Consider the following 26,304-nt stretch of genomic DNA (forward strand, 5'->3'; position numbering starts at 1 on the left):
TTGGAAACGGACCTTATGCCTCAACCGGCTGCTTTCGACTGTTCACAATGCGCTCCCGATGCTGCATGCCCCAATTGCGTAGTTCTTGCAAAACCGGGTCGAGCGATAGGCTGTAAGGCATTAATTCGTATGTAATAGTTACTGGCGTAGTGTTAAAAACATTGCGCTTTACAAACTCATTCAGCTCCAAATCTTTTAATTCTTTCGATAAGACCTTTGGCGTAATATTGCCCAGCGCACGCTGAACATCCTTAAACCGTAACGGCCCTTCAGAGAGCGTAAGTATCAGCGGTAATTTCCATTTACCGTTTAATACATACAAGGCATCGCGCACGGCCGTAACGCTGGCCATGCACACTTGGCTGTTGTGTTTATGTCTGTCTTGATTAATCATTATGAATATGTTTTAAGTATCCGATCCGGATGTTGGTATCTTTTAGATAGCAAATGTAAACAGCTAGCCTACCAAATTAGTCACCACTTTTTAAAACTTGCTCAACAAAAAAGGGACTCCGGTTTCCCGGAGCCCCTCATCCTACAATCACAATCACCTATTATCTCCAGCCGCCGCCAACTGAGCGGTAAAGCTCTACAGTGGCATCTAACTGTGCTTTTTTAATACTGGCTAATTCCAGTTCGCTTTGCAATACGTTGCTTTGTGCGGTAATTACTTCTAAATAGTTAGCTAAACCATTTTTAAATAACAGGCCTGCATTACCGGTAGCCTGGCGTAGCGTTTTGGCACGATTGGCTGCAATGCTCTGTTGCTGGCTTAGTTTATCTATACGCACCAGCGCGTCAGATACTTCGCCAACTGCTACTAATACTTGCTGACGAAATTGAATAACGGTTCTTTCGCGTTCTACTTTGGCCAGGTTGTATTGAGTTTTTAGCTGGCCCCGTTGAAACAATGGCTGGGTTAAACCACCAGCCACAGTTCCAAATAAGGAAGCAGGAATGTTAAACCAGTTACTTGCCCTGAACGAGTTTACACCGCCTTGCGCCGTAATAGTTAACGTAGGATACATACTGGCTTTAGTTACGCCTACATCGGCATTGGCACGTTCTACGGCCAGTTCGGCGCTGCGCACATCAGGACGCAGGCTTAGCAGGGTAGAAGGCAATCCGGCCGATAAGGTTGCCGACACCGGCACATTATCTAAGGTGATGTTACGCACCACGGCATCCGGCAGTTTACCGGCCAGTATGCTAATGGCATTTTCCTGTATGGTAATATCCTGCTCAAATTGTGGGATGAGGCGGGCCGCGGCCAATTGTTGTGCTTCGGCTTGCTGTACAGCTAAGGAGGTTACCTGCCCGGCATCAAATTGCAGGCGGATAATACGCAGCGTACTATCGTTCAGTTTTAAGTTTTTGCGGGCAATGCCTAACTGGGCATCCAGCATCAGCAGGTTATAGTAACCCGAAGATACATCGGCTACAATTTGCGTTTGTACGGCTTTACGGGCTTCTTCGGTTTGCAGGTACGAAGCCAGGGCCGATGCCTTACGACTACGGATCTTGCCCCAAATATCGGCTTCCCACGAAACGTTGGCCGCTGCGGTATAATCCTCAATATGCTTGCTGCCCAAAAACTGGTTGAGGCTTAAGCCGTTCAAACTGTTATCGCTTGGGCGGTTAGTGGTTGCTGTAACGTTTAAGCCAACGGTAGGAATGTTTCCTAACTTAGCTTGGCTTAACGTTAACCGTGCCGATTGTATGTTTTTAACCGCTATCTGCAAATCGTTATTGCGGGTTATGGCGCTATCGATGAGATTTTGCAGGGTGGTTTCGGTAAAGAAACTTTTCCAGGGCAAGCGCGCTATGGATGTGGTATCGGTCACCGTAGCCGAGCGGTAAGCTACCGGCAAATGCTGATCGGGTACCTGTACGTCTTTAGATACCTTGCAGGCGCTCAGTACTAAGAGTACTGCGAAAAAAAGGTAATTTTTCATGATGATATGTTTAACCCCTCCCAACCCTCCCCGAGGGGGAGGGCTTTAGAAGGTATGTTTATTTATGATAAATTTTTCAAATTCTGTCATTTCGAGTGCTAACGAGAATCTTGTTCCATGATGCAAAGTATGCTACAATGCTGCTTCTAACAAGATCTCTCACTATCGTTCGAGATGACACATTAGGCTTAATGCGCTTCTACTTCATGATGGGCATTAACCGGCTGACCGTGATTATCTTTGTGTTTAACTACCACCGGTACACCGCTAATGCGTTCCTGCAAATGCTGGAAGATGACGAACAGTACCGGGATAATGAATAAACCTAACAGTACACCTGAAAGCATACCACCTGCAGCACCAATACTAATAGAGTGGTTACCTTGTGCAGACGGACCGGTGGCGCTCATCATCGGGATCATACCGGCAATAAAGGCCAACGAGGTCATGATAATAGGGCGAAGACGCGATTTTGCACCATCTAAGGCTGCGGCAATCAAACCTTCGCGGTTACGGCGGCGTTGCAGGGCAAACTCTACGATCAAAATCGCATTCTTAGCCAGCAAGCCGATGAGCATGATCAAGGCTACCTGTACGTAAATGTTGTTTTCGATACCGGCAAAGCCAATAGCAACAAACACACCGAATATACCGGTAGGGATTGACAGAATAATGGCGAACGGCAGGATATAACTTTCGTACTGGGCAGCCAGCAGGAAGTATACGAATACCAAACACAGGATGAACACCACGGTCGATTGTCCACCTGATGAAATTTCTTCACGGGTTTGACCAGAGAACTGGAACGCAAAACCAGCAGGTAATTCATCTTTGGCTACTTCTTGTATGGCCTTAATGGCATCGCCCGAACTAAAGCCCGGTTTAGGAATAGCATTAACTTGTATTGAGTTGAACAGGTTATAACGCGATGCAGTTTCTGAACCATACACCCGGGTAAGCTTTACCAGGGTATTGATAGGCACCATTTCACCTGTTTTGTTTTTTACAAATACACGGTCAATAGAAGCCGGATCGGTTTTATCGGCTACATCGGCCTGAACAATAACACGATAGTATTTACCAAAGCGGTTAAAATCAGACGCTTGTGCACTACCAAAGTAAGCCTGCATTGTTTGCAAAACGTCTTTTACGTTTACACCTAACTGGTTGGCCTTTTCATCGTTAACTTCTAATTGAAGCTGTGGATAATCGGCCTTGAAAGAGGTAAACGCATAGGCAATAGCTGGTTTTTGCATCAGCTTACCAATAAAGTTATTTGCTATACCGCTAAATTTATCCAGCTTGCCGCCGGTTTTATCTTGCAGTACCAGGTCTAACGCTTCTACGTTACTAAAGCCCGGTACGGTTGGGAAACTGAACACAAAGAAACTGCCTCTTGATATTGCTCCTAATTTACCACGGATAATATCTTGTATAGCATTGATGTCTTTGACTTCACCACGCTCCTTATTGTCTTTCAATAATACGAATACTACGGCCGACGACGGGCTATTGGAGTTAGTTAACAGGTTAAAACCCGATATTGCGGTAACAAACCTTGCAGAAGGTAATGCTCTTAGTTCACCTTCGGCCTGGTTCAGCATTTTGGTGGTGGCATCTAACGATGTACCCGATGGTGATGAAACCGCAATGGCCACAAAGCCTTGATCTTCTGTAGGAATAAAACCCGATTTGGTGGTTTGCATCATGTATACGGTGGCTATTATAATTACAGCCAGTCCGCCCATGCTCAACCATTTATTACGGATCAGGAATTTAAGGCTGCCAACGTAACGGTCGGTCATGGAGTTAAAGCTCCGGTTAAAGCCAGCGTAAAATCTTTGAACAAAGCTGGTTTTAACTACAGTACCATCATGGTTGGTGTGGTTGCTCTTTAAAAACAGCGCTGCCAATGCCGGGCTCAATGTTAAGGCGTTTACAGCCGATATTACAATGGCTATAGACATGGTAAAGGCAAACTGCCTGTAAAATATACCTGTTGAACCGGTCATGAAACCTACCGGTAAAAATACCGCCGCCATAACAAGTGTAATAGAGATAATAGCACCGGTAATTTCATGCATGGCCGAGGTAGTCGCTTCTTTAGGGCCTAAATGCTCATTTTCCATTTTGGCGTGCACCGCCTCTACTACCACAATGGCATCATCCACCACAATACCAATGGCTAATACCAGGGCAAACAGGGTTAGCAGGTTAATAGAGAACCCAAACAGGTTCATGAAAAAGAACGTACCTAAAATGGCTACGGGCACTGCAATGGCAGGAATTAAAGTAGACCTGAAATCTTGCAAAAATAAGAATACCACAATAAACACCAATATAAAGGCCTCGATCAAAGTATGCTCTACCTGGCTTATCGATTCATCCAACGCGGTTTTAGTACGGTAAAACTGGTTGTATTTGATACCTTCCGGAAAATCTTTAGATACCTTTTCCATCAGTTCGTCAATGGCTATCTGTATTTCGTTAGCATTTGAACCGGCTAATTGTATAATACCAACAGCTACACCATCTTTACCATTTAAGTGGGTTACACTGGTGTAAGAATAGGCACCCAATTCAACACGGGCCACATCTTTTAAGTGCAATACCGATCCATCGGCGTTAGAGCGCAGGGCTATGTTTCCGTATTCCTCGGGTTTGGTAAGCTTACCTTTGTATTTAATTACATACTCAAATACCTCTTTACTTCTTTCGCCTAATTTACCCGGAGCTGCTTCAATATTTTTATCCTGTATGGCGGCCATAACCTCGGCCGGGGTAATTTTGTAAGCAGCCATTTGGCCGGGGCTAAGCCAAACACGCATGGAGTAATCTTTAACACCACCAAATATGGTTGCCGAACCAACACCCGGTATCCGTTTTATTTCGGGGATGATGTTGATTTGCGCATAGTTGGCCACAAAAGTTTGATCGTATTTAGAAGGGTCTTCGGTATACAAACCAACGGCTCCAATTAAACTGTTTTGTTGTTTGGTAGTGGTAATACCTTGCTGAATTACTTCTGCCGGTAACTGGCTTTGTGCCTGGGCCACCCGGTTTTGCACGTTTACGGCAGCCCTGTCGGGATCGGTACCTTGTTTAAAGTAAACCGTAATGGCTAACGATCCATCGTTACTGGCGGTAGAGCTCATGTAGCTCATATCTTCCACACCGTTGATAGATTCTTCGAGCGATGGGGCTACGGAACGTAACACCGTTTCGGCGTTAGCGCCGGGGTATACCGCAGTAACCAATACGGCCGGAGGCGCAATATCAGGAAACTGTTGTAAGGGCAGTTTGGTTAAGCCAAGCACACCCACGATCACCAATAAGATGGAGATCACGGTGGAGAGTACCGGCCTTTCTATAAATTTCTGAAACATGACTTTAATGTTTGAGCGTTAGAATTAATTTTTAGCGATAGCTACTGCTTTTTCAGGAGCTTTTTGCGGGCTGATCTTCATACCGTCTTGCAGGTGATCTACGCCACTCAATACAATTTGCTGTCCGGCTTTTAATCCGTCTTTAACCAGGTAGTTGGTTCCGCTTTTGCCGGCAATGGTAATGGGCTGTTTGGCCACTTTATTGCTATCGCCAACGGCATATACAAACACTTTATCTTGCATTTCAATGGTAGCATCTTGTGGTACAATGGCCACATTGCTGTGTTGAAGGCTTAAACGTACTTTACCAGTATTGCCCGAGCGTAACAAACCCGAAGCATTAGGAAAGCTGGCCCTTACGGTAATAGCACCTGTAGTTTTATCGAACTGACCATCTATTACATCAATATGGCCGGGGATGCTGTAAGTACTATTGTCTGACAGTACCAAGCTAACCGGCGGCAGGTGTTTAATTTTATCCTGCAAAGTGCCACCGGCATACTGCGATTTAAAGTTGATAAAATCGGTTTCGCCCAGCGAGAAGTATACATGTACCTGGTGTACATCTGATAGTTGAGTTAACGCTTCAGCGTCGGCTGGCGTAACCAAGCTACCTTGCTTTTTAAGCAGGCGACCTATGTAACCGCTAACCGGGGCTTTAATGGTGGTATAGCCTATATTAATTTGTGCGATACCTACCTGGGCTTGCGCTTGCTCTACATTGCCCTGGGCAATTTCTTGTGCGGCTTTGGCTGCTTTTAACTGGTAATCGCTCACTACTTTGTTTTGTACCAGCGGCGTAAGTTTTTCTACTTCCAGCCTGGCATTTGATAAAGCGCCTTGTGCAGCATGTAAGCTGGCTTTGGCATTATTTAATGCTTGGCGGTAAGGATTTTCGTTGATCTTGAATAAGGGTTGTCCTTTGGATACATAGGCGCCTTCATCGGCATATACGCGATCTAAAGTACCGCTTACCTGCGGGCGTATCTCCACATTAATAGTGCCTTCAATAGAGGCGGGGTATTCCTGGTAAGTGGTTGCGGTATCAATATGTACTTCGGCTACGGGTAACGCTTGTGGTGCAGGTGCCGGTGGCGCAGCAGGTTTAGAGGCACATCCGTACAAAACTGCAAGGGATAATATGAGTGCTAATGATTTCATGATTTTAATAGAATTGGGTGATTATAGTTGTTGTAGAAGTTTTGCTTTATAATTTTTAGTGATGCTTCATGTAAAATTATCACTTACTTAACATTGATAATTTATTTAACAGTGTTAAGCTATGTAAATGAGGAAACGCGTATTTTAATGTATTCTATCACTATTTGATGTTTATTTATTTAACACTGTTAAGTAACCGCTTTTAAAAAAAGGACTTAGTCCTTTATAGAGCGAATTATGCCGCTGATGGCATCTCTTAAAACCTGCTCGCTAATACCATCTGGTACCGCTTGCCTAACCAGGTTAATAGAGATTAGTCCGTGCACTATTGACCAAAAGGTGTAGTAGCGCTTGCATACTAAATCTTCCGGCGGGTTTTCAACACCCATTAGTTTCTCAATAACATCATAGATCATGTCGGCCGGTACTTCAGCCTCCGGTATCTTGTTATCAAAAACGCAACAGTTCACTTCTATACCAAACATCAACTGGTACAATTCCTTTTCGGCAAAGGCAAAGTTCCAGTAGGTAAGCCACATGGCTTCCAGTTGTTTTTCGGGCAGTTCGTGTGCATCTCTTGCAGCCTGCATGTCTTTCGCTAAAATGCGATAGCCTTTTTTGGTCAGCTCCATCATAATGGCTTCTTTGTTGGCAAAGTACTCATAGATGATTGGAGCGGTATATTCTATAATGTCGGCAATTTTACGCATGCTTAATGCTTGCCAACCTTCTGTTTTTCCAATATGCAGCGCAGCATCCAGGATGTTGACCCTGGTTTCTTCTTTTAATCTTAATATTCTGTCTTTGCTGGCCATTTTGCTGTAAGCATTAAATCATTTAACACTGTTAAGCAAATGTAGCAACTATTTAGTTACACCGTTCCATTTAATTGTCATTTGTAAATGTTTGTAATGTAATCTGTTGGTTGTTAGTGTGTATAAGGCGGAAGACCGTTGCCGGCCAATCCGCTGTTATCCACTATCGTCCCGGTATTAGAAATCAAATTTAACAAAGGTACGGATACCCATTTTCGGCGCATTAGGGTTATCCAGGTAGCTAAAGCGCCTAACCAGGTCGACCCTTAATACTTTGAATATATTGCCTACACCCACACTGCCCTCCATGTACGGCCCGTTGCTTAACGAGTACGTAGTAGCCTGACCTAAGCTATTGGTTGGAAAGCGCAACAGCGAAGCATCGTTAGTTGGGTTATTCTCGCTGCGTACAGCGCCCCAAAGGCTTTTAAAGTTCACGACTTCGCGCAGTTTTAATTTTTTGAGCAATGGCACACGGTTAAACAGGAAGCCGTTAAAATTATGATCGACAGTTATACTGGCGTAATGATCACTTACAAACTCCTGGAAATTCATTAAGTTGAACGACTGAAACTGGAATGCATAACTCTGGTTAGCCCGGTGGATATCCAACAATGGGAACGGAACTTTGCCAAACAGGTAACCACCTTCGGTACTTACATCGGTAAAGCCTAATTGCGACAAGTAAAAACGCTTGCTGATGTTACCTACCACATTTTGGTAATTGTAATTTCCACCAATTAAGCCTTTAACACCTTGTGTATAACGTAGGGTGTAAACAGGGTACTTGTCAGGTATTGGCGTACGGTATAACTTGCCCTGGTAAAATTTTTCTTTAGGCGCATAACGCAATTGCAGAGAGAGTTCGGTGGTTTTGATCAAATTAACGTTGTTCAGTAAACCGTTTGGCAGCAGGTTTTGAAACTGCAGGGCGCCTGCCGGACTCTGGTTCCAGGTTTTAAAGCCTAAAGCATATGAGAAGTGGCTCTGGAACTCGTGTACGTAATCCAGTTTAAAGATGTCGTTATATAACCATTGGTCGTTTGCGCCACGTTTAAAGGATAATAAGAAATTGCTTTCTTGTACAAACTCCAATTCTTGCCCCGGCACCTTGGTATCGTGCTGAAAACTTGCACGGATATAACTTTGCGGGAATGAGTAAATAGATTTGTTGTTTAACGAATAGGTGGAGCTTAAAAAGTATTTAAATTTTTGGTCTTTGGTGCCGTAAGCTCCATAAGTTTCAAAATAGTAGCGTTTGCTCAATGCGGTAGTGGTACGGCCACCTAAACGTGCACGGAAACCTTCTACCGGGTTAAAGCTATAAAAAGTATTTACAGGTCCCATTTCAAACGGACCAAAGTTTTTATAACCGGCCAGAAACAGGGTAGCAATATCCATAGTGCGTTTAAATGATGGGATGGTTTGCAGGCTATCCACATTCTTATAAACACTGGCGACAATGGCATCCAAAGTATCGGGGCGGCTTTTGATCCAGTAGCTGTCATCACGCTGATCGGCGTTATTGGCTATCACCTGTGCAGGGCCGTCATATATAGTTTTAGGACGCGGAGAGTTGATGAGAAAATTGTTGATCTTCACCAAACGCTCCCCAAATACACCACCACCTTTATTTTTGTTCAAGCCAAATTCTATCTTCAAATCGCTTTGGCTTAAATGGTAACGTCCATCGTCATTTTTTTCAAATGACAGCGTAGCTTCCATCTGGCGCACAAAGTTCAGGTCTATATTTTTATTAACCGTTAACACTGCATTTTGAACAGCATAGTTGCCATCCATAGTAATATAGATACGGCCCTCGAACAGCTTAGTAACCGTGTTGCGTGGGGTAAAGCTCAGCTCAATTAACTTAGGCTGCGCATCCTTGATGGTATCGGTAATAAAGAACTTATAAAACTCAGGCGAATGATCGGCAATAGGGCTTAACAGCTGATTACTTAATAGCGATACATTGTTATCATAAATGTTAATATCCTGATACATGCGGTTAAAGTAGGTGGTTAAACCCTGGTTATCCACAAAGTTTTCATCATACTTTACCTGCTTGTTAGCCTCAATTACCTGCTTTTGCGTGTATGGAACCTTGCGGTAGTAATTTTGCGAAAGCTTTTCTTCCATGTACAATGGCAGCAATGTTTTACCCCCAATGGCGGTAGAGTCTTGCTGGCGGAACATGAATTGATAGTTCTTAAAAATCTTCTTTTGAGTAAACTTCTCGCTAAGGTTACTCAGCGAGAACACCATGCGCTCATACTGCTTGTACTCGGCGTAGTTATAGTTTTGTACTTGGTTTTGCTCTTTGTGCGCAATTACCTGGCGTATCAACTCCACCGCAGGGTTGCCCTTGTTGGTGTATTTCTTTTTCTTGGCCGATTTTACCACCACATCGCCTAACTGGCGGCTATCGGGTACAAGCGCAATGTTAATTTCTTGTTCCTTACCGGCTTCAATGTTCTTAAGAACGGTTTTGTAACCCAAGTAAGTAATACGAATCTGGTCGAACTTATCATTGGTTTTCAACGTATAACGTCCGTTAACGTCTGTAGCGGCACCTTGAGTGCTGCCTGCAAAGCCTATGGTAACAAAAGATAAGGGCTCTTTGGTTTTGGCATCGGTAACTGTACCTTTAACTACTGTGCTTTGCGCGTGTAAGGTATGCGCAGCACCTGTGAGCAGGAGCAGTATTAATAGTGTTTTAGTATAAAATTTCATGACCCGGATAGGATTTATCGTAAAAGCAAAGCTAAACCATGCTTAAAACCTGCTCATTAACATAAGTTAAGAAATGCTGTTGATATATGTCATGAGTTACCGCTCTCTTGAAACTTAGCTGGCAGCTATGATTGTGATTAACGAACAGGAGAAAACATTCTGTTTAAGTTGAACGCAGCAAAGTTGCATCAGTCAATTAGCTTTGGCAACCCGTTTTATGCGGAATTACAATCCGATTATAATTCTATTACAATTTGCTTACAAATACCCTTATATATGTTAATGATTACGGTATTTTTTTGCGAATTTGCCATATGATTTGGGAAGCCTCATACCTTTGCCTATAATTACTTTATGTTTGAGCCACTCTATTTGTATATTGAAAATTATTCGTCATTAACCCTTACACAGCCGGAGAAGGAACTGATAAGCCATACCTTTAAATTAAAAAGGCTGCGTAAAAAACAGTATTACTTACAGGAAGGAGACATAAGCAAGTATATAGGCTTTTTAATTAAAGGTGCTATGCGCATGTACTCGGTAGATCACAAGGGCCATGAGCACATCATACGCTTTGGGGTAGAAAACTGGTGGATGGGTGATTATGAAAGCTACAACATGAACACACCATCGCGCTATAACATTGACGCGGTTGAAGATTCGGAGTTGCTTGCCATATCGGGACACCAAATGCAGGAACTGATGGCTAAGATACCGGCAGTAAATGCCATGATCAAATTGTTAGACCGGCGCAGCAATATTGCCGTACAAAACCGTGTACACGCCGCCATAAGCTTAACAGCCGAAGAGCGCTATCAAAATTTACAGGAAACATACCCGGCTTTCTTACAGCGGTTTCCGCAAAATATGATCGCCTCTTACCTGGGTATATCGCCCGAAACACTGAGCCGCATACGTAAGCATAGCATGATGAGTAAGAAAGCTATATAACCTTAATGGGTTAATAATTAGCTATATTCACAACAGTAAATGAGCATGCTTGATAAATGTCAAGCTCATTAATTATTATACATCATGTAAAGGCAAGCTATAAACATTCATCTTTGTGGCGTATTATTGAATTATGAACTGCTTCAAATCTACATAAATCATTAACTCATGGCATCAGGCAAGAATAAAGACAAAGCTGGTAAAGAAAAAAGCAGCAAAGAGCGCCCCGAAAAAGGTATCGAAACCATGTTCAGGGTAAGTTCGGCCAATCACCAGCGCCTGAGCGATATGGCCGATAACAAAGCCAGCATCATGATCACCGTGAACTCCATCATCTTATCGGCCGTGCTGAGTTTACTGCTGCGCCGGTTAGAAGATCAGCCTTACCTGGCTATTCCCACCTTTATGCTCATTGCCATAAGCCTGGTGGCTATGATATTTGCCATACTTTCTACCCGGCCAAGCATCCCCGATGGTTCCTTCTCTATGCAGGATATAGAGCAGCAAAAGGTCAACCTCCTTTTCTTCGGCAACTTTTATAAAATGAGCCTGCCAGATTTTAAAACAGCCATGCAAAAAACCATGGAAGACAGCGAGCTGCTTTACGGTAACCTTATTATGGATGGCTATGCACAGGGTATTGTATTGGGTAAAAAGTACCGCCTGCTACGCATATCTTACAATATTTTCATGTTTGGCCTTATTGCCTCGGTTATTGCTTTTTTCGTAGTATCGGTGCTTAACGTTAAACACTAATTTTCTGTTCTCTCCTTTCAACCTTTATCTACATGTTCAAAAATCTCACTCTCACCATATGGTTGTTAGGCCTTGCCGCATTGGTACAGGCGCAGCGTAAAGGCAACAGTTCTGCACCTATTCTTACCGATAGCGTAACCGTTAAAGTGCACCCCTCTTATGATAGCGTGAGCGGTTTTCACCGCTGGCTTTTTGGCAAGGGCTACCGCAAGGAGTGGGGCACACCGGTTAAACTGCCGCTCATTAAATTAAGCCAGGTTAATGGCGGCTTAGTGCCTCTGCGGCAGGGTGGTGGCATGCAATCCAAATCGTTAAGGTTAAAGGATAAGGAGGGCAAGGAGTGGGTGATTCGCAGTGTGGAAAAAATGCCGGAAAAGTTGCTGCCACCAAACCTGAAAGGCACATTTGCGGTAGATTGGATAGACGATGCCATGAGCAGTCAGCACCCGTTTGCCGCCCTGGTGGTACCATCCATAGCTAAAGCCGCAGGTGTGCCGCATTCAAGTCCGGTTATTGGCGTGTTAGCACCCGATGCTGCTTTGGGCGAGTACAGCAAGATGTTTTCGGGGCTGGTAGTGTTGCTGGAAGAACGTGAACCCGAGGGCGGATCAGACAATACGCTGAAAATGGAGGCTAACCTGCAAAAAGATAACAGCAATCATTTTGATGCCAGAATGTTCTTGCGTGCCCGTATGCTCGATCTGTTGCTGGGCGACTGGGACCGCCACGAGGACCAATGGCGCTGGATAGACACCAAAACCGGAAGCGATAAATTGTACATACCTGTTCCCCGCGACCGCGACCAGGTTTTCCACATTAATGATGGTGTTTTGCCTAAGCTTTCGGCGTTGCCTTACATTATGCCTACCCTGCAAAGTTTCGATGCCGATATTAACAGTGTGCAATATGCCATTTATAAAACCCGTTTTATGAATGCCTACCCCGATGCGCAATTAAGCTATGCCGAATGGATGGCGGAAGCCAATACATTTGTAAAAGCCGAAACCGACGAGGTGCTGCAAGCCGGCCTTAAACGCCTGCCACCCGAGTTTTACAACGTACATTATAACGAACTTTTAGCCAAGCTAAAAAAGCGCCGCGATCAAATTCCGGCGGCTATGGGTGAATACTACCGCTTCATTTACAAAACGGCCGATATACGCACCAGCAACAAGAGCGAGTTGGTCACCATAACCGATGCACCCGATAAAAGCCTGCGTGTACAAATTAACAAACTGGATAAACGCGGCCAGACTAAAGAAGAGCTCATGAACCTTGTATACAACCCGGAGGTCACCAAAGAAATAAGGCTGTATACACAGGATGGTGATGATCAAGTAGTGATCAACAACACAACATCGCCCATAAAATTGCGGGTAATAGGCGCCAATGGTCAAAAGATCTACGAAGTGAAGAATGCCTTTAAGAAAGTGCAGCTTTACAGTAAGGCCGATAGCGTGAACATTACCGGTAACACCTCGCGCTTTAATTCCCATTTAAACAGCGATACCAGCAACACCCATTATGTAGCCAATAACCCATACAACGTTTGGATGCCGCTGGCCACGGCAGCCATTAATGCCGATGATGGCTTTTTGCTGGGGCTGGGTTTTAAATATACCGGTATGCAGGGCTTTCGTAAATTGCCGTATGCTACGGTGCAGCAGTTAATGGTTACGCACTCGTTTGCTACCAGTGCCTTCCGTATACGTTACAGCGGCGAGTGGATACAAGCCATTGGCAAAGCCGACCTTACCTTGAACGCCTTTATACAAGCACCCGATAATACGCTTAACTTTTTTGGCCGGGGCAACCAAACCGTACTCAATAAATTTGATGGTTACCGCAGGTTTTACCGCACCCGTTTTGATACCTACCAGTTTGACCCCGCCTTGCGCTGGCATACTGGTAAAAACAGCACCATTAGTGTGGGTCCGTCTTTTCAATACTATCACCTGGACATGAGCGATAACGCCGGTCGCTTAATTACACAAAGCAGGCTCATTAAATCGTACGATAGCCTTACCGTGGCGCAAGACAAAGCCCATGCGGGTATAGCACTTAACTTTAATAGCAACCAGCGTAATAATAACATTTTGCCTTACAAAGGTTACTATCTTAACGTGAGCGTGCAAGGCTATACAGGTTTAAACAGTTACAGTAAATCGTACCTGCAAATAAAACCTGAATTTACTTATTATCAAAAGTTAAATGCCAAGGGCACTATCGTTATAACCGATAGGGTAGGCGGCGGGGTGAGCATTGGCCGTACGGCGTTTTACCAATCTATGTTTTTAGGTGGGCAAGGCAATTTGTTGGGCTACCTGCAAAACCGCTTTGCCGGCGATCATATGCTATATAACAACCTGCAAGCCCGCATAAAACTTTTTGATGTAGCCAGCTACATTTTACCCGGTCAGTTAGGCTTAAGCGGCTTTTATGATGCCGGCCGTGTATGGATCAAAGGTGAGAGCTCCGATCAGTGGCATACTGGTACCGGCGGCGGATTGTATTTTGCACCGGCAAGCCTGGCAGTAATACAGGTATTGGCAGGGCATTCTAAAGATGGCTGGTACCCGTACATTTCGTTTAATGTGAGATTATGATAGTAGTTAGGTGGTTAAATACCTCCAAGCCCAAGAGAGTTTTGAACATCGATTAATCCCTACTTGGGGAGAGGTTCGGCAGGCTGGAGCATTGTCAGGGAGGCGTTATTCAGCCAAAATTTAAATTTTAATGTAAACTTTTGCACCCTTTACAATAGGAAAACACAGCAGCGCATAGGTTACCTACATTTATCAGTAATTTTGCACTTACTTTTCCTTATAACATGAGTATTGAGCAGTTTGCGGATAATCCTTTCGAGATCCAGATTTCTTTCCATTTATTTATTCAACACCTGGAAGAAGTAGCCCTTCAGGAAACAGGCTATGCTGCCGAGCGTGCGCGTGCGCTGCTGAAAGAGGTCGAGCCTTATCCCGAATTACGCACCGGCATTACCGAAAAATCGCAGATACACGATAACTTACCGGTTATACAGCACTTACTGGCCGATTTATTTCCGCCCTCACTAGGCAATAACGAGATCAAGGCTGTAACGGTCCCTTTTCACAGCATCGTTATTAACCAAACCCAGCGGCTAAAAAACCTGTTACAGGCTGCAGGGCCGGCTTTCGATATGACCATCCGGGATTTTGACAATCACCAGTTTTATGTGATGAGCTGTTGCCTGGTACTGAATGAGTTTTATAACACTAATCTCGATTTTGGTAAGCCCATGTTTTATGATATCCCCACCGCATCGGGCGTTATGAGGCATTACCGCATTTTATACAATGCCGATTTCTTAGATATCATCCCTACAGATAAAGCCCCGAAGTTAACCCCCGAAGATATCAACCTGCTTATCAACAATTATGATGACCTGGAACTCTGGAAAAAGAAGTTTCCGCAGGGAAGTTATATTTTGAAGGGGTTTGCCATATTAAACATGTTCGATTCCACGGTAGAAAATGCAGTGTCGGCGCTGAAAGGCACACTGATTACCGGCCTTAACGATATGGATATGGACAACGACTTTGAATCCATTTTCCGCTCCATCTATAAAATTCCCGACATTAATATTGGCTTTACCGGTTTTGATGAGGAAGAGAACCGCTTTGTTAGCGTGGCCCCGCTGCGTAAAATCAAAAGCTTTATGCTCAACAACAGCCTTGAAGCGGTATGTACCGATATTTTAGGCCCGAAATCGCACAAGGCCATTATGGGTAAAAGCGGTTTCTTTGCCATATCAGATACCAAGCAGTTTTTTTTAGAACATCCCGACAGCGAACTGGCTCATATTTTCCTGATGCAGGGCATACACAGTTTTATATTGGCCCCTGTTGTTAAGGATGGTGCTTTGCTGGGCGTCATGGAACTGGTTTCTACCCGGGCGGGCGAACTTAATAGCGTAAATGCACATAAATTGGAAGTGGTGATGCCGTTTTTGGTAAATACCATTGACCGGCAAATTACGGCTACTCAAAACCAAATACAGGCCATAATACAAAACGAGTACACGGCATTACACCCCAGTGTGCAATGGAAATTTAAGAAAGAAGCCCGGAAGGCAATAGAACTTCATAATAACCACCAGGAGTATGACCTCAAAGAGATCGTGTTTGAAAACGTATACCCGCTGTACGGTCAAATAGATATCAAGGGTTCTTCCGAATCTCGTAACATCAGCATTCAAAAAGATCTGGATAACCAGATTGAGGCTGTGATGTTCCTGTTAAAAAATCTTGATGAAGATACGGCTGCCGATATGCTGGAAAAAATGGCCGAGTTTAAAGTGTTTACAGAAGATACCACCCTGCCGGTACGTGCCGATATGGAGCAGTATATTCAGCATTATATTGAAGAAACGGTACATCCCTTCCTGAAAAAAGAATCGTCGGTAATTAGCGCTCCCGAACACATTAACATGTATTTTAATGAGCTTAACCGCGAATCGGGTACCTTTTATAAATACCGCCGTAAATACGATACCACCGTATCAACCATTAACAAAAAAATGGCTGCCCTGCTGGATGAACGCCAGGCAGCAGCCCAGCAAATATTTCCGCATTACTATGAGCGCTTTAAAAGCGATGGTGTAGAGCACAACCTGTACATTGGTGCATCTATAGCCCCAAAACAAACGTTTTTGCTCAAGCATTTTCATGAGTTGCGCTTGTGGCAGTTACAGGTGCTCTGCGAAATGGAGCAAAAGCATCACCGCTTTAAATTATTGCTGCCTTACCCGCTGGAGGTAACCACCCTTATCCTGGCTTACAGTACTTTCCTGTCTATCCGTTTCCGGATGGATGAAAAACGATTTGATGTAGACGGAACTTACAATGCCCGTTTTGAAATTGTTAAAAAGCGTATAGATAAGGCCTACATTAAAGGCAGCCAGGAACGTATTACGCAAAGCGGAAAAATTACTATAGTATACGCCAACCCTAACGAGGAGCAGGAATACAAGGGCTACATAACGCTGTTGCAAACCAAAGGCATACTCACCGGCCCGATAGAAATGATGGAAGTAGAAGACCTGCAAAGTATTACCGGCTTAAAGGCCTTAAGGGTAGCTATTGCCCACGAAGAGGTTTAAACGCTTGACAAATATCAAGGTGTTATTTTGACATCTGTCATTTAGCAGGAATGCCGTTATCCTCATATTTGTGGTGTTAAACATCAGCATCATGAACTTACTATCGCACCTTATTGCTCTAAGCCTGCCCAACGCCAACCCTGCACAGGTATCTGCAGCTTTATGCATCAGCTTGTCTTATATAAAAAAGATAATTCATTAACGACTGAATATAGCTTTCGTCCCACAGTGATGGTTTAGAATAGCGTCCAATTTTCTTTTTAGGAAAACTATTATCTTTTCAGGTGTTATACCTTAGCGTAATCAACATTATTTGTTATGGAAAATACACAAAACACCAACCAGGACCCTACCCAAAAGTATGAAAGCAACCCTATGCCTGAGCAAGATCAGGACATACCGGGTACCGAAACTGAAATGACACCTAAAGTCGATCATGGCGAAACTTCTTATAAAGGTACCGGCAAGTTGCAGGGCCGTAAAGCCATTATTACCGGGGGCGATTCGGGCATTGGCCGGGCAGTAGCTATTGCCTACGCACGCGAAGGCGCCGATGTATTAATTGCTTACTTAAACGAGCATGAAGATGCACAAGAAACTGCCCGCTTGGTAGAAGAAGCCGGCCGCAAAGCCATATTAGTTGCAGGCGATATAAGGGAGGAAGAGCATTGCCAGCTCATGATTAACAAAGCCGTTTTAGAACTTGGCGGTATAGATATTCTGGTGAATAATGCTGCATTTCAGATGTCGCGCCAGTCGTTGCAGGAAGTATCGAGCGAGGAGTGGGACCGCACGTTTAAAACCAACATTTATCCCATGTTTTACTTGTGCAAAGCAGCCGAAGAATACCTGAAGCCGGGCAGCACTATCATCAACACCACCTCGGTAAACGCGTATAAGCCACGCCCAACGCTGATTGCTTATGCTGCTACCAAGGGCGCTATTCAAAACTTTACCTCTAACCTGGCCCAGCTATGGGCCGAAAAAGGCATCCGTGTAAACTGTGTGGCACCGGGCCCTATCTGGACGCCACTGATCCCATCTACCATGAGTGCCGAAGAGGTAAAAACCTTTGGACAGGATGTACCCCTGGGCCGTGCCGGTCAGCCAGCCGAACTTGCCGCTGCTTATGTAATGCTTGCTTCAGAAGATTCGAGTTACATGACCGGTTCTACCATACAGGTAACGGGTGGTTCGCCAACGATATAATTAAGGTTAATTAAACTCCCCGTCATGCCGATGCATATCGGCATCTCATTAGAAGCAGAGCGATTAATTTGTCGTTTACTTAGCATATGAGATGCCGATATGCATCGGCATGACTGTTTTAATCAATTCACCAACTCTCGCTGGTATTTATTCCGGTACTCCATAGGCGATAAACCGGTTATACGCTTAAAGGTGCTTCGGAAGGCTTTGGTATCGGTGTAACCAACGTTATACATTACCTCGTTTACGTTTTCGCGCGAGTTTTCGAGACTCATTTTGGCGGCTTCAATTTTTACACGCTGTATGTATTCTACCACGGTATTGGCTGTTGCCTTTTTAAAGCGACGCTCTAAATTGCGGCGGCCCAGGGCAAACATCGAAGCTATTTGTTCTACCGTAATTTTCTCCTGGTAGTTCTTTTCAATAAAATCCTGGGCTTTTTTGATCGGGTCATCAGCATGATCTTTTTGTCCCTGGAAAATAATGAATGGCGATTGGCTGCTGCGTTCCATTTCAATGGCAAAAACCTTAGAGCTAAGCACCGCCATTTCGCGTCCGGTATATTTTTCTATTAAATACAAAATAAGGTTAAGGTAAGAAAAAGCACCCCCGCTTGAGTAAATACCCTGCTCATCGGTAATAATCTTTTCGGTCACCAGTTCAACCTCCGGGAACATTTGCCTGAATTGTCCCGCGGCCATCCAGTGGGTAGCACACTTTTTTCCTTTCAATAATCCTGTAGAAGCTAACAGGAAAGCGCCCATGCACAAACTGGCTACCTCGGCCCCATTACGGTGCTGATCAATGATCCAAGGAATAAATTCTTCGTTGTTCTTTACTGCCATGGTGATTTCACCGTCAAGGGCCGGAATAATGATCAGATCGGTTTTATCTACCTGTTCTAACACCAGATCGGCATTTACGGTAAACAGGCCACCGCTGATGGGCGTTTTATCGGCCAAACCTACCAGTTGCACTTTAAAAACAGGCTGCTGTCCTTTAGCCGCAAAAAAGTGGTTCACTTGTGTAAGTAACTGCCTTGACCCCTCCAAACTACCCAAAATAGCTCCCTTGGGGACTAAAATTGATATGTGCTTCATATACTCAAATCTATATTAAAGTATTGTCGTAAACAACCCCTCAAATTGCCGTAATTGACACCTGCTGAAACTGTTAACTTGTTATAAGTTTGAAGTAAAATTATAACTATGAAACGAATTGACGCTTACCTCTTTTTCGAAAACAATTGTCGCGAGGCCATGACTTACTATCAGCAAGTTTTAGGCGGCGAACTTAACCTGACAATCGTAGGCGAATCGCCTGTGGCCGAACAGCTGCCACCTGAAATGAAAGATAATGTTTTACACGGTAAGCTCATTAACGACAATGTGGTACTCATGGCTTCCGATAACTGCATGGGTGCTCCGCTCGATAAAGGCAGAAATTTCAGCTTATCGTTAAGTTGTAGCAACGAAGAAGAAGTACATTCACTTTACGCTAAATTAGCAGACAGTGGCGAGGCCGTTAGTCCACCGAAGACTGAGTTTTGGGGCGATGTTTTTGGAATGCTGGTTGATAAATTTGGCATAAGCTGGATGTTAAACTACCGCCCCGAAAAGCAATAGTTTCTATTGATGACAACATTGCTTTCAATAGAAATAAACTATACATTATTGTTAACACACTGAACTTATGAAACGGATAAATATTGTTTACTGGATTCTTACCGGCTTGTTTGCCTTCGTGATGTCTGGCTCGGCTATCCCTGATGTATTGATGTTGGATATGGCCAAGCAGGGCTTCAAAGAACTCCAAATGCCGGCATATTTACTTCCGTTTGTTGGCATTGCCAAAATGCTGGGTGTGGTTGCCATTTTAATACCAGGCAATCCACGGCTTAAAGAATGGGCGTATGCCGGATTAATTTTTGATTTATTTGGTGCCACTTATGCTATAGCAGCTTCGGGTAAAACGCCAGAAAACTGGGCACCCATCATCCTCTTTATTGCATTAGGCTTTGGCTCTTATATCTATTATCACAAAAAACTGAAAGTCGACGCATTAAGCTTAATTAATCAAAAATTGACCGGCCAGTCAACTCCCGGAGCGTTAAAAACATCCTGGACCTAAACATGGAAACGGTTGCCAACATAGTGCCTTTATTGCAAAGCGGTTGTGCGCAGCCCTATGTTGCCGTATATGTTGAAAACCCCGATCAGGAGATTAATCTTGCACTGGTCATTAGCGAGCTAAAGGACTGGCTTACCCTCAAAGGAATCAAAATTGCCGGTCCGTTGTTCTACCGCTACTACACCACTTCATGCAGTGTAGCTCACCCACATAGCATTGCAGTTGGTTATCCCGTTGCAACCGAAGTGCAGGGAAATCAACGCATACTTACAGGCTGCATCCCTCAGGGCACCTTTGCCACACTAACCCATTGCGGGCAACCCGGCGCCTTGCAGTACACTTTTGAGGCTCTGCAATGTTGGGCCAGTGAACAGGATATTGAGTGGCAATACAAGCATCATAACGGCGTACAGGTTTTGGCAGGCTGCTTTGAGTTCTACCTTACCGATCCGGCTGATATTGAAGATATCAACCAATGCCGTACGGCGCTTGCCGTGTTAATTGCCCCGCAACTTCCGGTTAGTTTTAAGACCGCTGTTTATGGGCAAGTGCGTATCTTTGCTGCATGTTTGAGGTATTCCTGAAAAAAGGTAAAGAAAAAGCGGTGCTGCAGCGCCATCCCTGGGTGTTTTCGGGCGCTATTGAGCGTGTGAAAGGCAAACCCGCCAATGGCGATATTGTGAAGTTACTGGATGCTCAAAGCCGCTTTATGGCTTACGGTTTCTATAACGATCAATCGCGCGTAGCCCTGCGTTTATTAGAGTGGGATGAAACCGTAGCTGTTGATGAAAACTGGTTTCGCCAAAAGGTAGCCACATCCGTAGAAGGCCGCGGCTATGTATTACGCGCTGAAACTACTAATACCTGCCGTTTAATCTTTAGCGAGGCCGATTACCTGCCGGGGTTAATTGTGGATAAATACGCCGATTACCTTTCGGTACAGATCTTAACGTCTGGCATTCAAAACAACATAGCCGTTATTATTGACGAATTGCAGCGTTTGTTGCAACCTAAGGGTATTTACGATAAAAGTGATGCCTCCTCTCGTGCGCATGAAGGTTTGGAAACTGCCAACGAAGTATTGGCCGGTAGTCCGCCTCCAGAACTGGTTTATGTGAAAGAGAATGGTATTACCTACGGTATCAACATAGCCGAGGGACAAAAGTCGGGCTTTTATTGCGACCAGCGCGATAACCGCCATTTACTGGCTGCTTACGTGCAGGACAAAAAAGTGCTCGATTGCTTTAGCTATACTGGTGGCTTTACGCTCAACAGCCTGCAACAAGGCGCTGCCTCGGTGGTAAGTGTTGATAGCTCGGCTCTGGCTATTGAAACCATGCGGCAAAACATTGAGCTTAACGGCTTTGATGCCGCCAAGCACACCGCGGTACAAAGCGATGTTAACAAGCAATTGCGCAGGTTTAAAGAAGAAGGCCAAACCTTTGATGTCATCGTGCTCGATCCACCTAAGTATGCACCATCACGCTCTGCCTTAGACCGCGCTTCCCGCGCTTATAAAGACCTTAACCGTATAGCTATGCTCCTGCTCAATAAAGGCGGCCTGCTGGCTACCTTTTCCTGCTCGGGCGCTATGGATATAGATAATTTTAAACAAGTACTGGCCTGGGCCGCTTTAGATGCCGGTAAGCAGGTACAGTTCATTAACCAGTTTTGCCAGCCCGAAGACCACCCTGTGCGTTCCTCTTTCCCCGAAGGAGAGTACTTGAAGGGTTTGTTGTGCAGGGTTTATTAGCTTTTGGGGAGGGCTTTTTGGAACGCTGCTTTTGAACGCTGCCTAAACCCCTCCCTTCCATCGCTCTTCCGGCCGCCCCCCAGGGAGGAAACTTTTTTAATTACTACTAAATCATCTTGCAAGTGCAGTTAATTCCCTCCCTGGGGAGGGCAGGGAGGGGTAAAACCATGCAAGTTTTAAATCACATGCCTAAGTTTATTCCCTACAATCCTGCACTCAAGCCATTGGCCCGCAAACTCCGCCAGAATATGACTTTTGGGGAAACACTATTGTGGAATGAACTTAAACAAGACAAATTCTTTGGGTTCGACTTTGACCGTCAGCGTTGCCTGGATAATTACATTGTTGATTTTTATTGTAAAGACCTCATGCTGGCCATTGAGATAGATGGACTATCGCACCACCATGATGAGAGCTTTAAAAAAGATGAAATAAGACAACTGAGATTGGAAAGCTTAGGCGTTCAATTTATCCGCTTTAGCGAGGCAGAGGTAAAGCGGGGCATGCTTAATGTATTGCGCACAATTTCAACTACTATAATTGAGTTGATTAAGGCTGATAATAGTATTAAGCTGCCGGTTAATTTTGACTTGTCGTTGCTGGATTAAGCAGCTGGCTAAACCCCTCCCTGCCCTCCCCAAGGAGGGAACTTTAGCTGCATCTTCGTCTCTTAAATTATTTAAAGAGTGGGGCCGTTAGAAAGAGCTGCAGATGGGAATCTTAGCTAAACCTTCGTCTCTTAAATTCCCTCCCTCGGGAGGGCAGGGAGGGGTTTACCAAATATTGTATACCTCCCTAACTTTCGAGAGAGTATTAGAAAATCAAAAGTATTACTTCACTACATCCTTATTCACAACCACCTTTTTTTCGCGCTTTGAGCGCATTTTCAAGTTTAATAGCTCTACCAGGATGGCGAAGGCCATAGAGAAGTAAATGTATCCTTTAGGAATTTCCTGGTTGAAAGATTCGGCTAATAATGATACACCGATCAGCAACAGGAAGCTTAGGGCAAGCATCTTTACAGTTGGGCGCTTATTTACAAAATTGGCAATAGGGCCGGCAGCCCACATCATGATAATTACCGAAATTATTACGGCACCTATCATCACTTCCACATGGTCGGCCAGGCCAACGGCGGTAATTACCGAATCTAAAGAGAAAACGATATCCAGTATCATGATCTGCACAATGGTTCCCCAAAAAGAATGAGGCTTGGCATCGCCACCACCTTCGTCATCATGATCAATATTCTCATGTATTTCGTGGCTGCTTTTATAGATCAGGAACAAACCGCCCACCAGCAAAATAAGATCGCGCCCCGATAAGGCTAAACGCTCTACCCATTCGGGGTTAGTAATATTTACAAAGTCGGCCAGGTTAATGAAGGGTTTGGTAAGCTTCATGATCCAGCTTATGGATAGCAGCAACAAAATACGGGTTAACATCGCACCAGCCAAACCCAGCTTACGGGCTTTGCCTTGTTCTTTTTCAGGCAATTTGCCTGCTTGTATGGATATAAAAATGATATTATCGATACCTAATACAATTTCGAGCAGGGTTAGGGTAGCTAATGATATCCACGCCTCGGCGCTGGTTAATAATTCCATGTGGTGAACAAATTTTTTCTTCAGGCTAAAATAAGAAAACCCTTGCCGTTATGGCAAAGGTTTTACAAATCAGTTAAAGGAGGATTAAATATTAATCAAACTTAACGTTCGCATAAGTTGATTTTATAGTAATCAATTTATCAGTATCACCTTTATTCACTTGTCCTTTAAAGTTGCGGGTTATGGTATAGCTGCGTGTGCCTTCGGCTGGTGTTGTGGTTAACACCTTTACAGCGCTCTTGTCATAATTAAAGCTTCCGGAAGTGGTGGTAACATCAAAGTCGTAATCACTTTTTACACCTAAGTTAACAGTGGTGTATACCGCTTTTACATTCACATTCTTACAGTTCTTGTCAAGTTCAGTAATTTTAATTCCATCACCGTAAACTGCGGCCAGTTCGCCATAAGATTTTAGCCTGTCAATATTAATGCCGCCATAAGTAACTTTAGCTTTTAATTTATCGGCCGTACCTAAATTTAAATTGCCATAGGTTATGCTTACATCGCCGTCGGTCATGCCACTAATTCTGGCGTCGCCGTACACTAACCTTATATCCGGATTAGTTAATTGTTGTGAAGTTAATGCACCATAAGTTATTTTTAAACTCACTTTACCTGTTAATTCAGGCAGGATAACATTGCCGTAAGTGTTGCTAATTTGAAGCTGATTCTTAGCCGGCATATACACTGTATAATTTATTTCGCTTTTGCGTGTATTACTTTTACCACTGCTAAACCAGCTACCCCAAAGGTTATTGCCACTGCTGCTATTTGTACGTTCAATATTGGTTTTAAAAGAGATGACCGAATTTTCTTTACTATCGGTTACTGAAATATTATCCAGCATCTTTTGGGCATCATCATCTTCATTAGCGTAGGTTTTAATCTGCACATCTACCTTAACTTCATTTTTAGCCCAGGTATTTACAGTTACCCTGCCATAAGTGTTGCTAATAACCAACTTATCATTACCATCAACCGAATAGCTTTTGCTGTAGGTTTTGGTTTTCTCTTTAACATCGCCACTTTTAATTTGCTCCTGCAGCTTTTTATCGTCAGAAGTATTAAAATTCAGGTTTAAGTTATTCAGCCCTTTCAAGCTCTCAGAATTAAAACGCGAGCTAACAAACAACTTTGGATCAACGTTTATACCTAAACCCTTGCTCAGGCCCGATACATCGTAATCATTGGTGTAAACCCTGACCTGGGTGCTTAACTCTTTGGCCATCTTTTTCAACTCTACCGATTTTTCTTTCAGCTTTTCGGTTTGCAGCTTGCTCATTTGCTTCTGCAGGTCGCGCATTTGAGTTTGCAGCTTTTGCATTTGCAGGTCAAACTCCTTTTCGTCTTGCGTTTTATTATTTTGGGCAAAGCTACCTTGTGCGGTGGCCAGTATGGCACATAGCAAAAGCAGTTTAGGGTTAAATATTTTTAGTTTCATTTTTTTGTCCGTTTTTAATATCGTTAAACTGTTCTATTACCTGTAATTGCTGATTAAGCACCTCGGTTTGTATTTGCAAGTTCCGGATCATTGCACGTAAAACACGTTCCTGGTTAGGGCTGGTAGCCAAATCTTTTTTAAGTTTTTTGTAAGATGCTTCCATCTTCACAATCTCGCCGCTAAACTCTTCGTAAAGCTGCGGATCGCTCTTGGTCAGTTCTTTTAATTCAGTACGTTTGGTTTCTATCAGCGAGGTATACTGCACCTGCTGTTTGGCATACTCGGGGTTAATGGAGGCCAGGTTAATACCGGCTGGTTTGCTGGTTTTAAGGTATAAGCCAAAGCCTACGCCCATAACCACTACTACCATAGCCGCTACCCGCAATACAAAGCCTAACGAAAACGTTTTATCCTCTTTTTTTTTAGGGTTTATCTCAACCACGGTGGCGGGCAATTGCTGCTCTATACGGTCCCAAAGGCCGGCACTCGGCTCCAGGTCGTCAAATTCTTCGCGGTTGGCTTTAATAAAATCTTCTAATCGCTTGCTCATTATGCTACTCCTTTTATTCTTAACACTTCGCTTAATTTTCTCTTAGCTCTCAAAAACTGTGTTCTAGAGGTGTTTTCTGTAATATTTAATATTTGTCCTATTTCTTCGTGGTCATACCCTTCTAACAGGTATAACGATAATACCACCCGGTAACCCTCGGGCAACAACTGCATGGCCTGTTTTACCTGATCCACCTTGTACTGTATTTCCTCATCATCGGCTGGTTCTTCGTCGGCAATGTTTTCCAGCTGCTCGCTTTCCATTTGCACCCAATCCAGTTTGCGCTTGCGCAGCAAATTTATAGAGCGGTTTACCACAATTTGTTTGAGCCAAAGCCCAAAAGTGGTTTCCTGCCTAAAATCTTTCACCTTTTTAAAGGCATCCAAAAAAGATTCCTGAAGCACGTCTTCGGCCTCGTCCATGCTATTCAGTATCCTGAACGCTACGTTCAGCATCGCTTTTGAATAAAGGCGATAGAGTTCATAACAGGCTTTTTTACTTCCCTGCTTGCATTCAACCACCAGTTGATAATGTTTGTCTATGTATAAGGCTTCCAAGTTGTGATCAGCTTTCAGGTTAATAGACGCAGCAAATTTTACAACGTTGCACGTATGCTAAAAATATGTTAAATAATTTGTTTGGAAGAGGTGCGGGGGGAAGAAGAGGTGCGAGGTGCGGGGGGAAGAAGAGGTGCGAGGTACGGGGAGAACGCAGGGG

21 protein-coding genes are annotated in these 26,304 nt (G+C 44.0%); 10 read left to right on the forward strand and 11 right to left on the reverse strand.

The window, feature by feature from the left end; translation table 11 throughout:
• Positions 1–13 precede the first annotated feature (13 nt).
• The 6 genes from IEV61_RS10360 to IEV61_RS10385 form a co-directional block, all read right to left on the reverse strand.
• Positions 14–394, reverse strand: a complete 381-nt coding sequence (locus tag IEV61_RS10360; RefSeq protein WP_188416341.1) for a winged helix-turn-helix transcriptional regulator — start codon at positions 392–394, stop codon at positions 14–16.
• A 160-nt stretch (positions 395–554) separates the two neighbouring features.
• Positions 555–1,955 (reverse strand): TolC family protein, encoded by a 1,401-nt coding sequence (locus IEV61_RS10365; RefSeq protein WP_188416343.1) that lies wholly within the window; start codon positions 1,953–1,955, stop codon positions 555–557.
• Between the two features lie 188 nt (positions 1,956–2,143).
• Complete coding sequence (locus IEV61_RS10370) at positions 2,144–5,341, reverse strand: efflux RND transporter permease subunit (RefSeq protein ID WP_188416345.1); 3,198 nt, start codon at positions 5,339–5,341, stop codon at positions 2,144–2,146.
• A gap of 24 nt (positions 5,342–5,365) precedes the next feature.
• Positions 5,366–6,502, reverse strand: a complete 1,137-nt coding sequence (locus tag IEV61_RS10375) for an efflux RND transporter periplasmic adaptor subunit (protein ID WP_188416347.1) — start codon at positions 6,500–6,502, stop codon at positions 5,366–5,368.
• Between the two features lie 215 nt (positions 6,503–6,717).
• Entirely contained in the window at positions 6,718–7,317 is a 600-nt protein-coding gene (locus tag IEV61_RS10380; protein ID WP_188416349.1) for a TetR/AcrR family transcriptional regulator, read from the reverse strand.
• Positions 7,318–7,494: 177 nt separating this feature from the next.
• Complete coding sequence (locus IEV61_RS10385; RefSeq protein WP_188416351.1) at positions 7,495–10,050, reverse strand: DUF5686 and carboxypeptidase-like regulatory domain-containing protein; 2,556 nt, start codon at positions 10,048–10,050, stop codon at positions 7,495–7,497.
• 354 nt (positions 10,051–10,404) lie between these two features.
• Here IEV61_RS10385 and IEV61_RS10390 point away from each other — a divergent pair, with 354 nt between their 5' ends.
• The 5 genes from IEV61_RS10390 (at position 10,405) to IEV61_RS10410 (ending at position 18,106) form a co-directional block, all read left to right on the forward strand.
• Positions 10,405–11,001: a Crp/Fnr family transcriptional regulator gene (locus IEV61_RS10390; RefSeq protein WP_188416354.1), complete on the forward strand. Its 597-nt coding sequence runs from the start codon at positions 10,405–10,407 to the stop codon at positions 10,999–11,001.
• 168 nt (positions 11,002–11,169) lie between these two features.
• The gene (locus IEV61_RS10395; RefSeq protein WP_188416356.1) at positions 11,170–11,757 is read left to right on the forward strand and encodes a Pycsar system effector family protein; all 588 of its coding nucleotides are present in this window, start codon (positions 11,170–11,172) and stop codon (positions 11,755–11,757) included.
• A 32-nt stretch (positions 11,758–11,789) separates the two neighbouring features.
• Complete coding sequence (locus IEV61_RS10400; protein ID WP_188416358.1) at positions 11,790–14,363, forward strand: BamA/TamA family outer membrane protein; 2,574 nt, start codon at positions 11,790–11,792, stop codon at positions 14,361–14,363.
• Positions 14,364–14,587: 224 nt separating this feature from the next.
• Complete coding sequence (locus IEV61_RS10405) at positions 14,588–16,897, forward strand: GAF domain-containing protein (RefSeq protein ID WP_188416360.1); 2,310 nt, start codon at positions 14,588–14,590, stop codon at positions 16,895–16,897.
• A gap of 318 nt (positions 16,898–17,215) precedes the next feature.
• Positions 17,216–18,106, forward strand: coding sequence for an SDR family oxidoreductase (locus IEV61_RS10410; RefSeq protein ID WP_188416362.1), 891 nt, complete (start codon positions 17,216–17,218; stop codon positions 18,104–18,106).
• 122 nt (positions 18,107–18,228) lie between these two features.
• On the opposite strand, the gene IEV61_RS10415 is transcribed toward IEV61_RS10410, so the two are convergent.
• Positions 18,229–19,206, reverse strand: coding sequence for a GlxA family transcriptional regulator (locus IEV61_RS10415; RefSeq protein WP_188416364.1), 978 nt, complete (start codon positions 19,204–19,206; stop codon positions 18,229–18,231).
• A gap of 108 nt (positions 19,207–19,314) precedes the next feature.
• Between IEV61_RS10415 and IEV61_RS10420 the strand changes: the two genes are divergently transcribed.
• The 5 genes from IEV61_RS10420 to IEV61_RS10440 all read left to right on the forward strand — a co-directional run bounded on the left by IEV61_RS10420 (position 19,315) and on the right by IEV61_RS10440 (position 22,597).
• The gene (locus IEV61_RS10420; RefSeq protein WP_188416366.1) at positions 19,315–19,731 is read left to right on the forward strand and encodes a VOC family protein; all 417 of its coding nucleotides are present in this window, start codon (positions 19,315–19,317) and stop codon (positions 19,729–19,731) included.
• Positions 19,732–19,798: 67 nt separating this feature from the next.
• The gene (locus IEV61_RS10425) at positions 19,799–20,236 is read left to right on the forward strand and encodes a DoxX family protein (RefSeq protein ID WP_188416368.1); all 438 of its coding nucleotides are present in this window, start codon (positions 19,799–19,801) and stop codon (positions 20,234–20,236) included.
• A 2-nt stretch (positions 20,237–20,238) separates the two neighbouring features.
• Complete coding sequence (locus IEV61_RS10430) at positions 20,239–20,820, forward strand: GyrI-like domain-containing protein (RefSeq protein ID WP_188416370.1); 582 nt, start codon at positions 20,239–20,241, stop codon at positions 20,818–20,820.
• On the forward strand, positions 20,802–21,989 hold the full coding sequence (locus tag IEV61_RS10435; protein WP_188416372.1) for a class I SAM-dependent rRNA methyltransferase: 1,188 nt from the start codon (positions 20,802–20,804) through the stop codon (positions 21,987–21,989). The genes IEV61_RS10430 and IEV61_RS10435 overlap by 19 nt, the downstream gene beginning before the upstream one ends.
• Positions 21,990–22,174: 185 nt before the next feature.
• Complete coding sequence (locus tag IEV61_RS10440; RefSeq protein WP_188416374.1) at positions 22,175–22,597, forward strand: endonuclease domain-containing protein; 423 nt, start codon at positions 22,175–22,177, stop codon at positions 22,595–22,597.
• 222 nt (positions 22,598–22,819) lie between these two features.
• Here IEV61_RS10440 and IEV61_RS10445 read toward each other — a convergent pair whose 3' ends face one another.
• The 4 genes from IEV61_RS10445 to IEV61_RS10460 form a co-directional block, all read right to left on the reverse strand.
• Positions 22,820–23,596, reverse strand: a complete 777-nt coding sequence (locus tag IEV61_RS10445) for a TerC family protein (protein WP_188416376.1) — start codon at positions 23,594–23,596, stop codon at positions 22,820–22,822.
• Positions 23,597–23,687: 91 nt separating this feature from the next.
• Complete coding sequence (locus tag IEV61_RS10450; RefSeq protein ID WP_188416378.1) at positions 23,688–25,037, reverse strand: hypothetical protein; 1,350 nt, start codon at positions 25,035–25,037, stop codon at positions 23,688–23,690.
• Positions 25,018–25,587, reverse strand: a complete 570-nt coding sequence (locus IEV61_RS10455) for a hypothetical protein (protein WP_188416380.1) — start codon at positions 25,585–25,587, stop codon at positions 25,018–25,020. Before IEV61_RS10455 ends, IEV61_RS10450 begins: the two co-directional genes overlap by 20 nt.
• Positions 25,587–26,144 (reverse strand): RNA polymerase sigma factor, encoded by a 558-nt coding sequence (locus IEV61_RS10460; protein ID WP_188416382.1) that lies wholly within the window; start codon positions 26,142–26,144, stop codon positions 25,587–25,589. Before IEV61_RS10460 ends, IEV61_RS10455 begins: the two co-directional genes overlap by 1 nt.
• Positions 26,145–26,304: the final 160 nt, after the last annotated feature.

This window comes from Mucilaginibacter galii, from assembly GCF_014635825.1.
Taxonomy (GTDB): domain Bacteria; phylum Bacteroidota; class Bacteroidia; order Sphingobacteriales; family Sphingobacteriaceae; genus Mucilaginibacter; species Mucilaginibacter galii.

Coding starts and splice junctions, on each gene's coding strand:
- IEV61_RS10360 (WP_188416341.1), bottom strand. CDS start 394: ATGATTAATCAAGACAGACATAAACACAACAGCCAAGTGTGCATGGCC.
- IEV61_RS10365 (WP_188416343.1), bottom strand. CDS start 1,955: ATGAAAAATTACCTTTTTTTCGCAGTACTCTTAGTACTGAGCGCCTGC.
- IEV61_RS10370 (WP_188416345.1), bottom strand. CDS start 5,341: ATGTTTCAGAAATTTATAGAAAGGCCGGTACTCTCCACCGTGATCTCC.
- IEV61_RS10375 (WP_188416347.1), bottom strand. CDS start 6,502: ATGAAATCATTAGCACTCATATTATCCCTTGCAGTTTTGTACGGATGT.
- IEV61_RS10380 (WP_188416349.1), bottom strand. CDS start 7,317: ATGGCCAGCAAAGACAGAATATTAAGATTAAAAGAAGAAACCAGGGTC.
- IEV61_RS10385 (WP_188416351.1), bottom strand. CDS start 10,050: ATGAAATTTTATACTAAAACACTATTAATACTGCTCCTGCTCACAGGT.
- IEV61_RS10390 (WP_188416354.1), top strand. CDS start 10,405: ATGTTTGAGCCACTCTATTTGTATATTGAAAATTATTCGTCATTAACC.
- IEV61_RS10395 (WP_188416356.1), top strand. CDS start 11,170: ATGGCATCAGGCAAGAATAAAGACAAAGCTGGTAAAGAAAAAAGCAGC.
- IEV61_RS10400 (WP_188416358.1), top strand. CDS start 11,790: ATGTTCAAAAATCTCACTCTCACCATATGGTTGTTAGGCCTTGCCGCA.
- IEV61_RS10405 (WP_188416360.1), top strand. CDS start 14,588: ATGAGTATTGAGCAGTTTGCGGATAATCCTTTCGAGATCCAGATTTCT.
- IEV61_RS10410 (WP_188416362.1), top strand. CDS start 17,216: ATGGAAAATACACAAAACACCAACCAGGACCCTACCCAAAAGTATGAA.
- IEV61_RS10415 (WP_188416364.1), bottom strand. CDS start 19,206: ATGAAGCACATATCAATTTTAGTCCCCAAGGGAGCTATTTTGGGTAGT.
- IEV61_RS10420 (WP_188416366.1), top strand. CDS start 19,315: ATGAAACGAATTGACGCTTACCTCTTTTTCGAAAACAATTGTCGCGAG.
- IEV61_RS10425 (WP_188416368.1), top strand. CDS start 19,799: ATGAAACGGATAAATATTGTTTACTGGATTCTTACCGGCTTGTTTGCC.
- IEV61_RS10430 (WP_188416370.1), top strand. CDS start 20,239: ATGGAAACGGTTGCCAACATAGTGCCTTTATTGCAAAGCGGTTGTGCG.
- IEV61_RS10435 (WP_188416372.1), top strand. CDS start 20,802: ATGTTTGAGGTATTCCTGAAAAAAGGTAAAGAAAAAGCGGTGCTGCAG.
- IEV61_RS10440 (WP_188416374.1), top strand. CDS start 22,175: ATGCCTAAGTTTATTCCCTACAATCCTGCACTCAAGCCATTGGCCCGC.
- IEV61_RS10445 (WP_188416376.1), bottom strand. CDS start 23,596: ATGGAATTATTAACCAGCGCCGAGGCGTGGATATCATTAGCTACCCTA.
- IEV61_RS10450 (WP_188416378.1), bottom strand. CDS start 25,037: ATGAAACTAAAAATATTTAACCCTAAACTGCTTTTGCTATGTGCCATA.
- IEV61_RS10455 (WP_188416380.1), bottom strand. CDS start 25,587: ATGAGCAAGCGATTAGAAGATTTTATTAAAGCCAACCGCGAAGAATTT.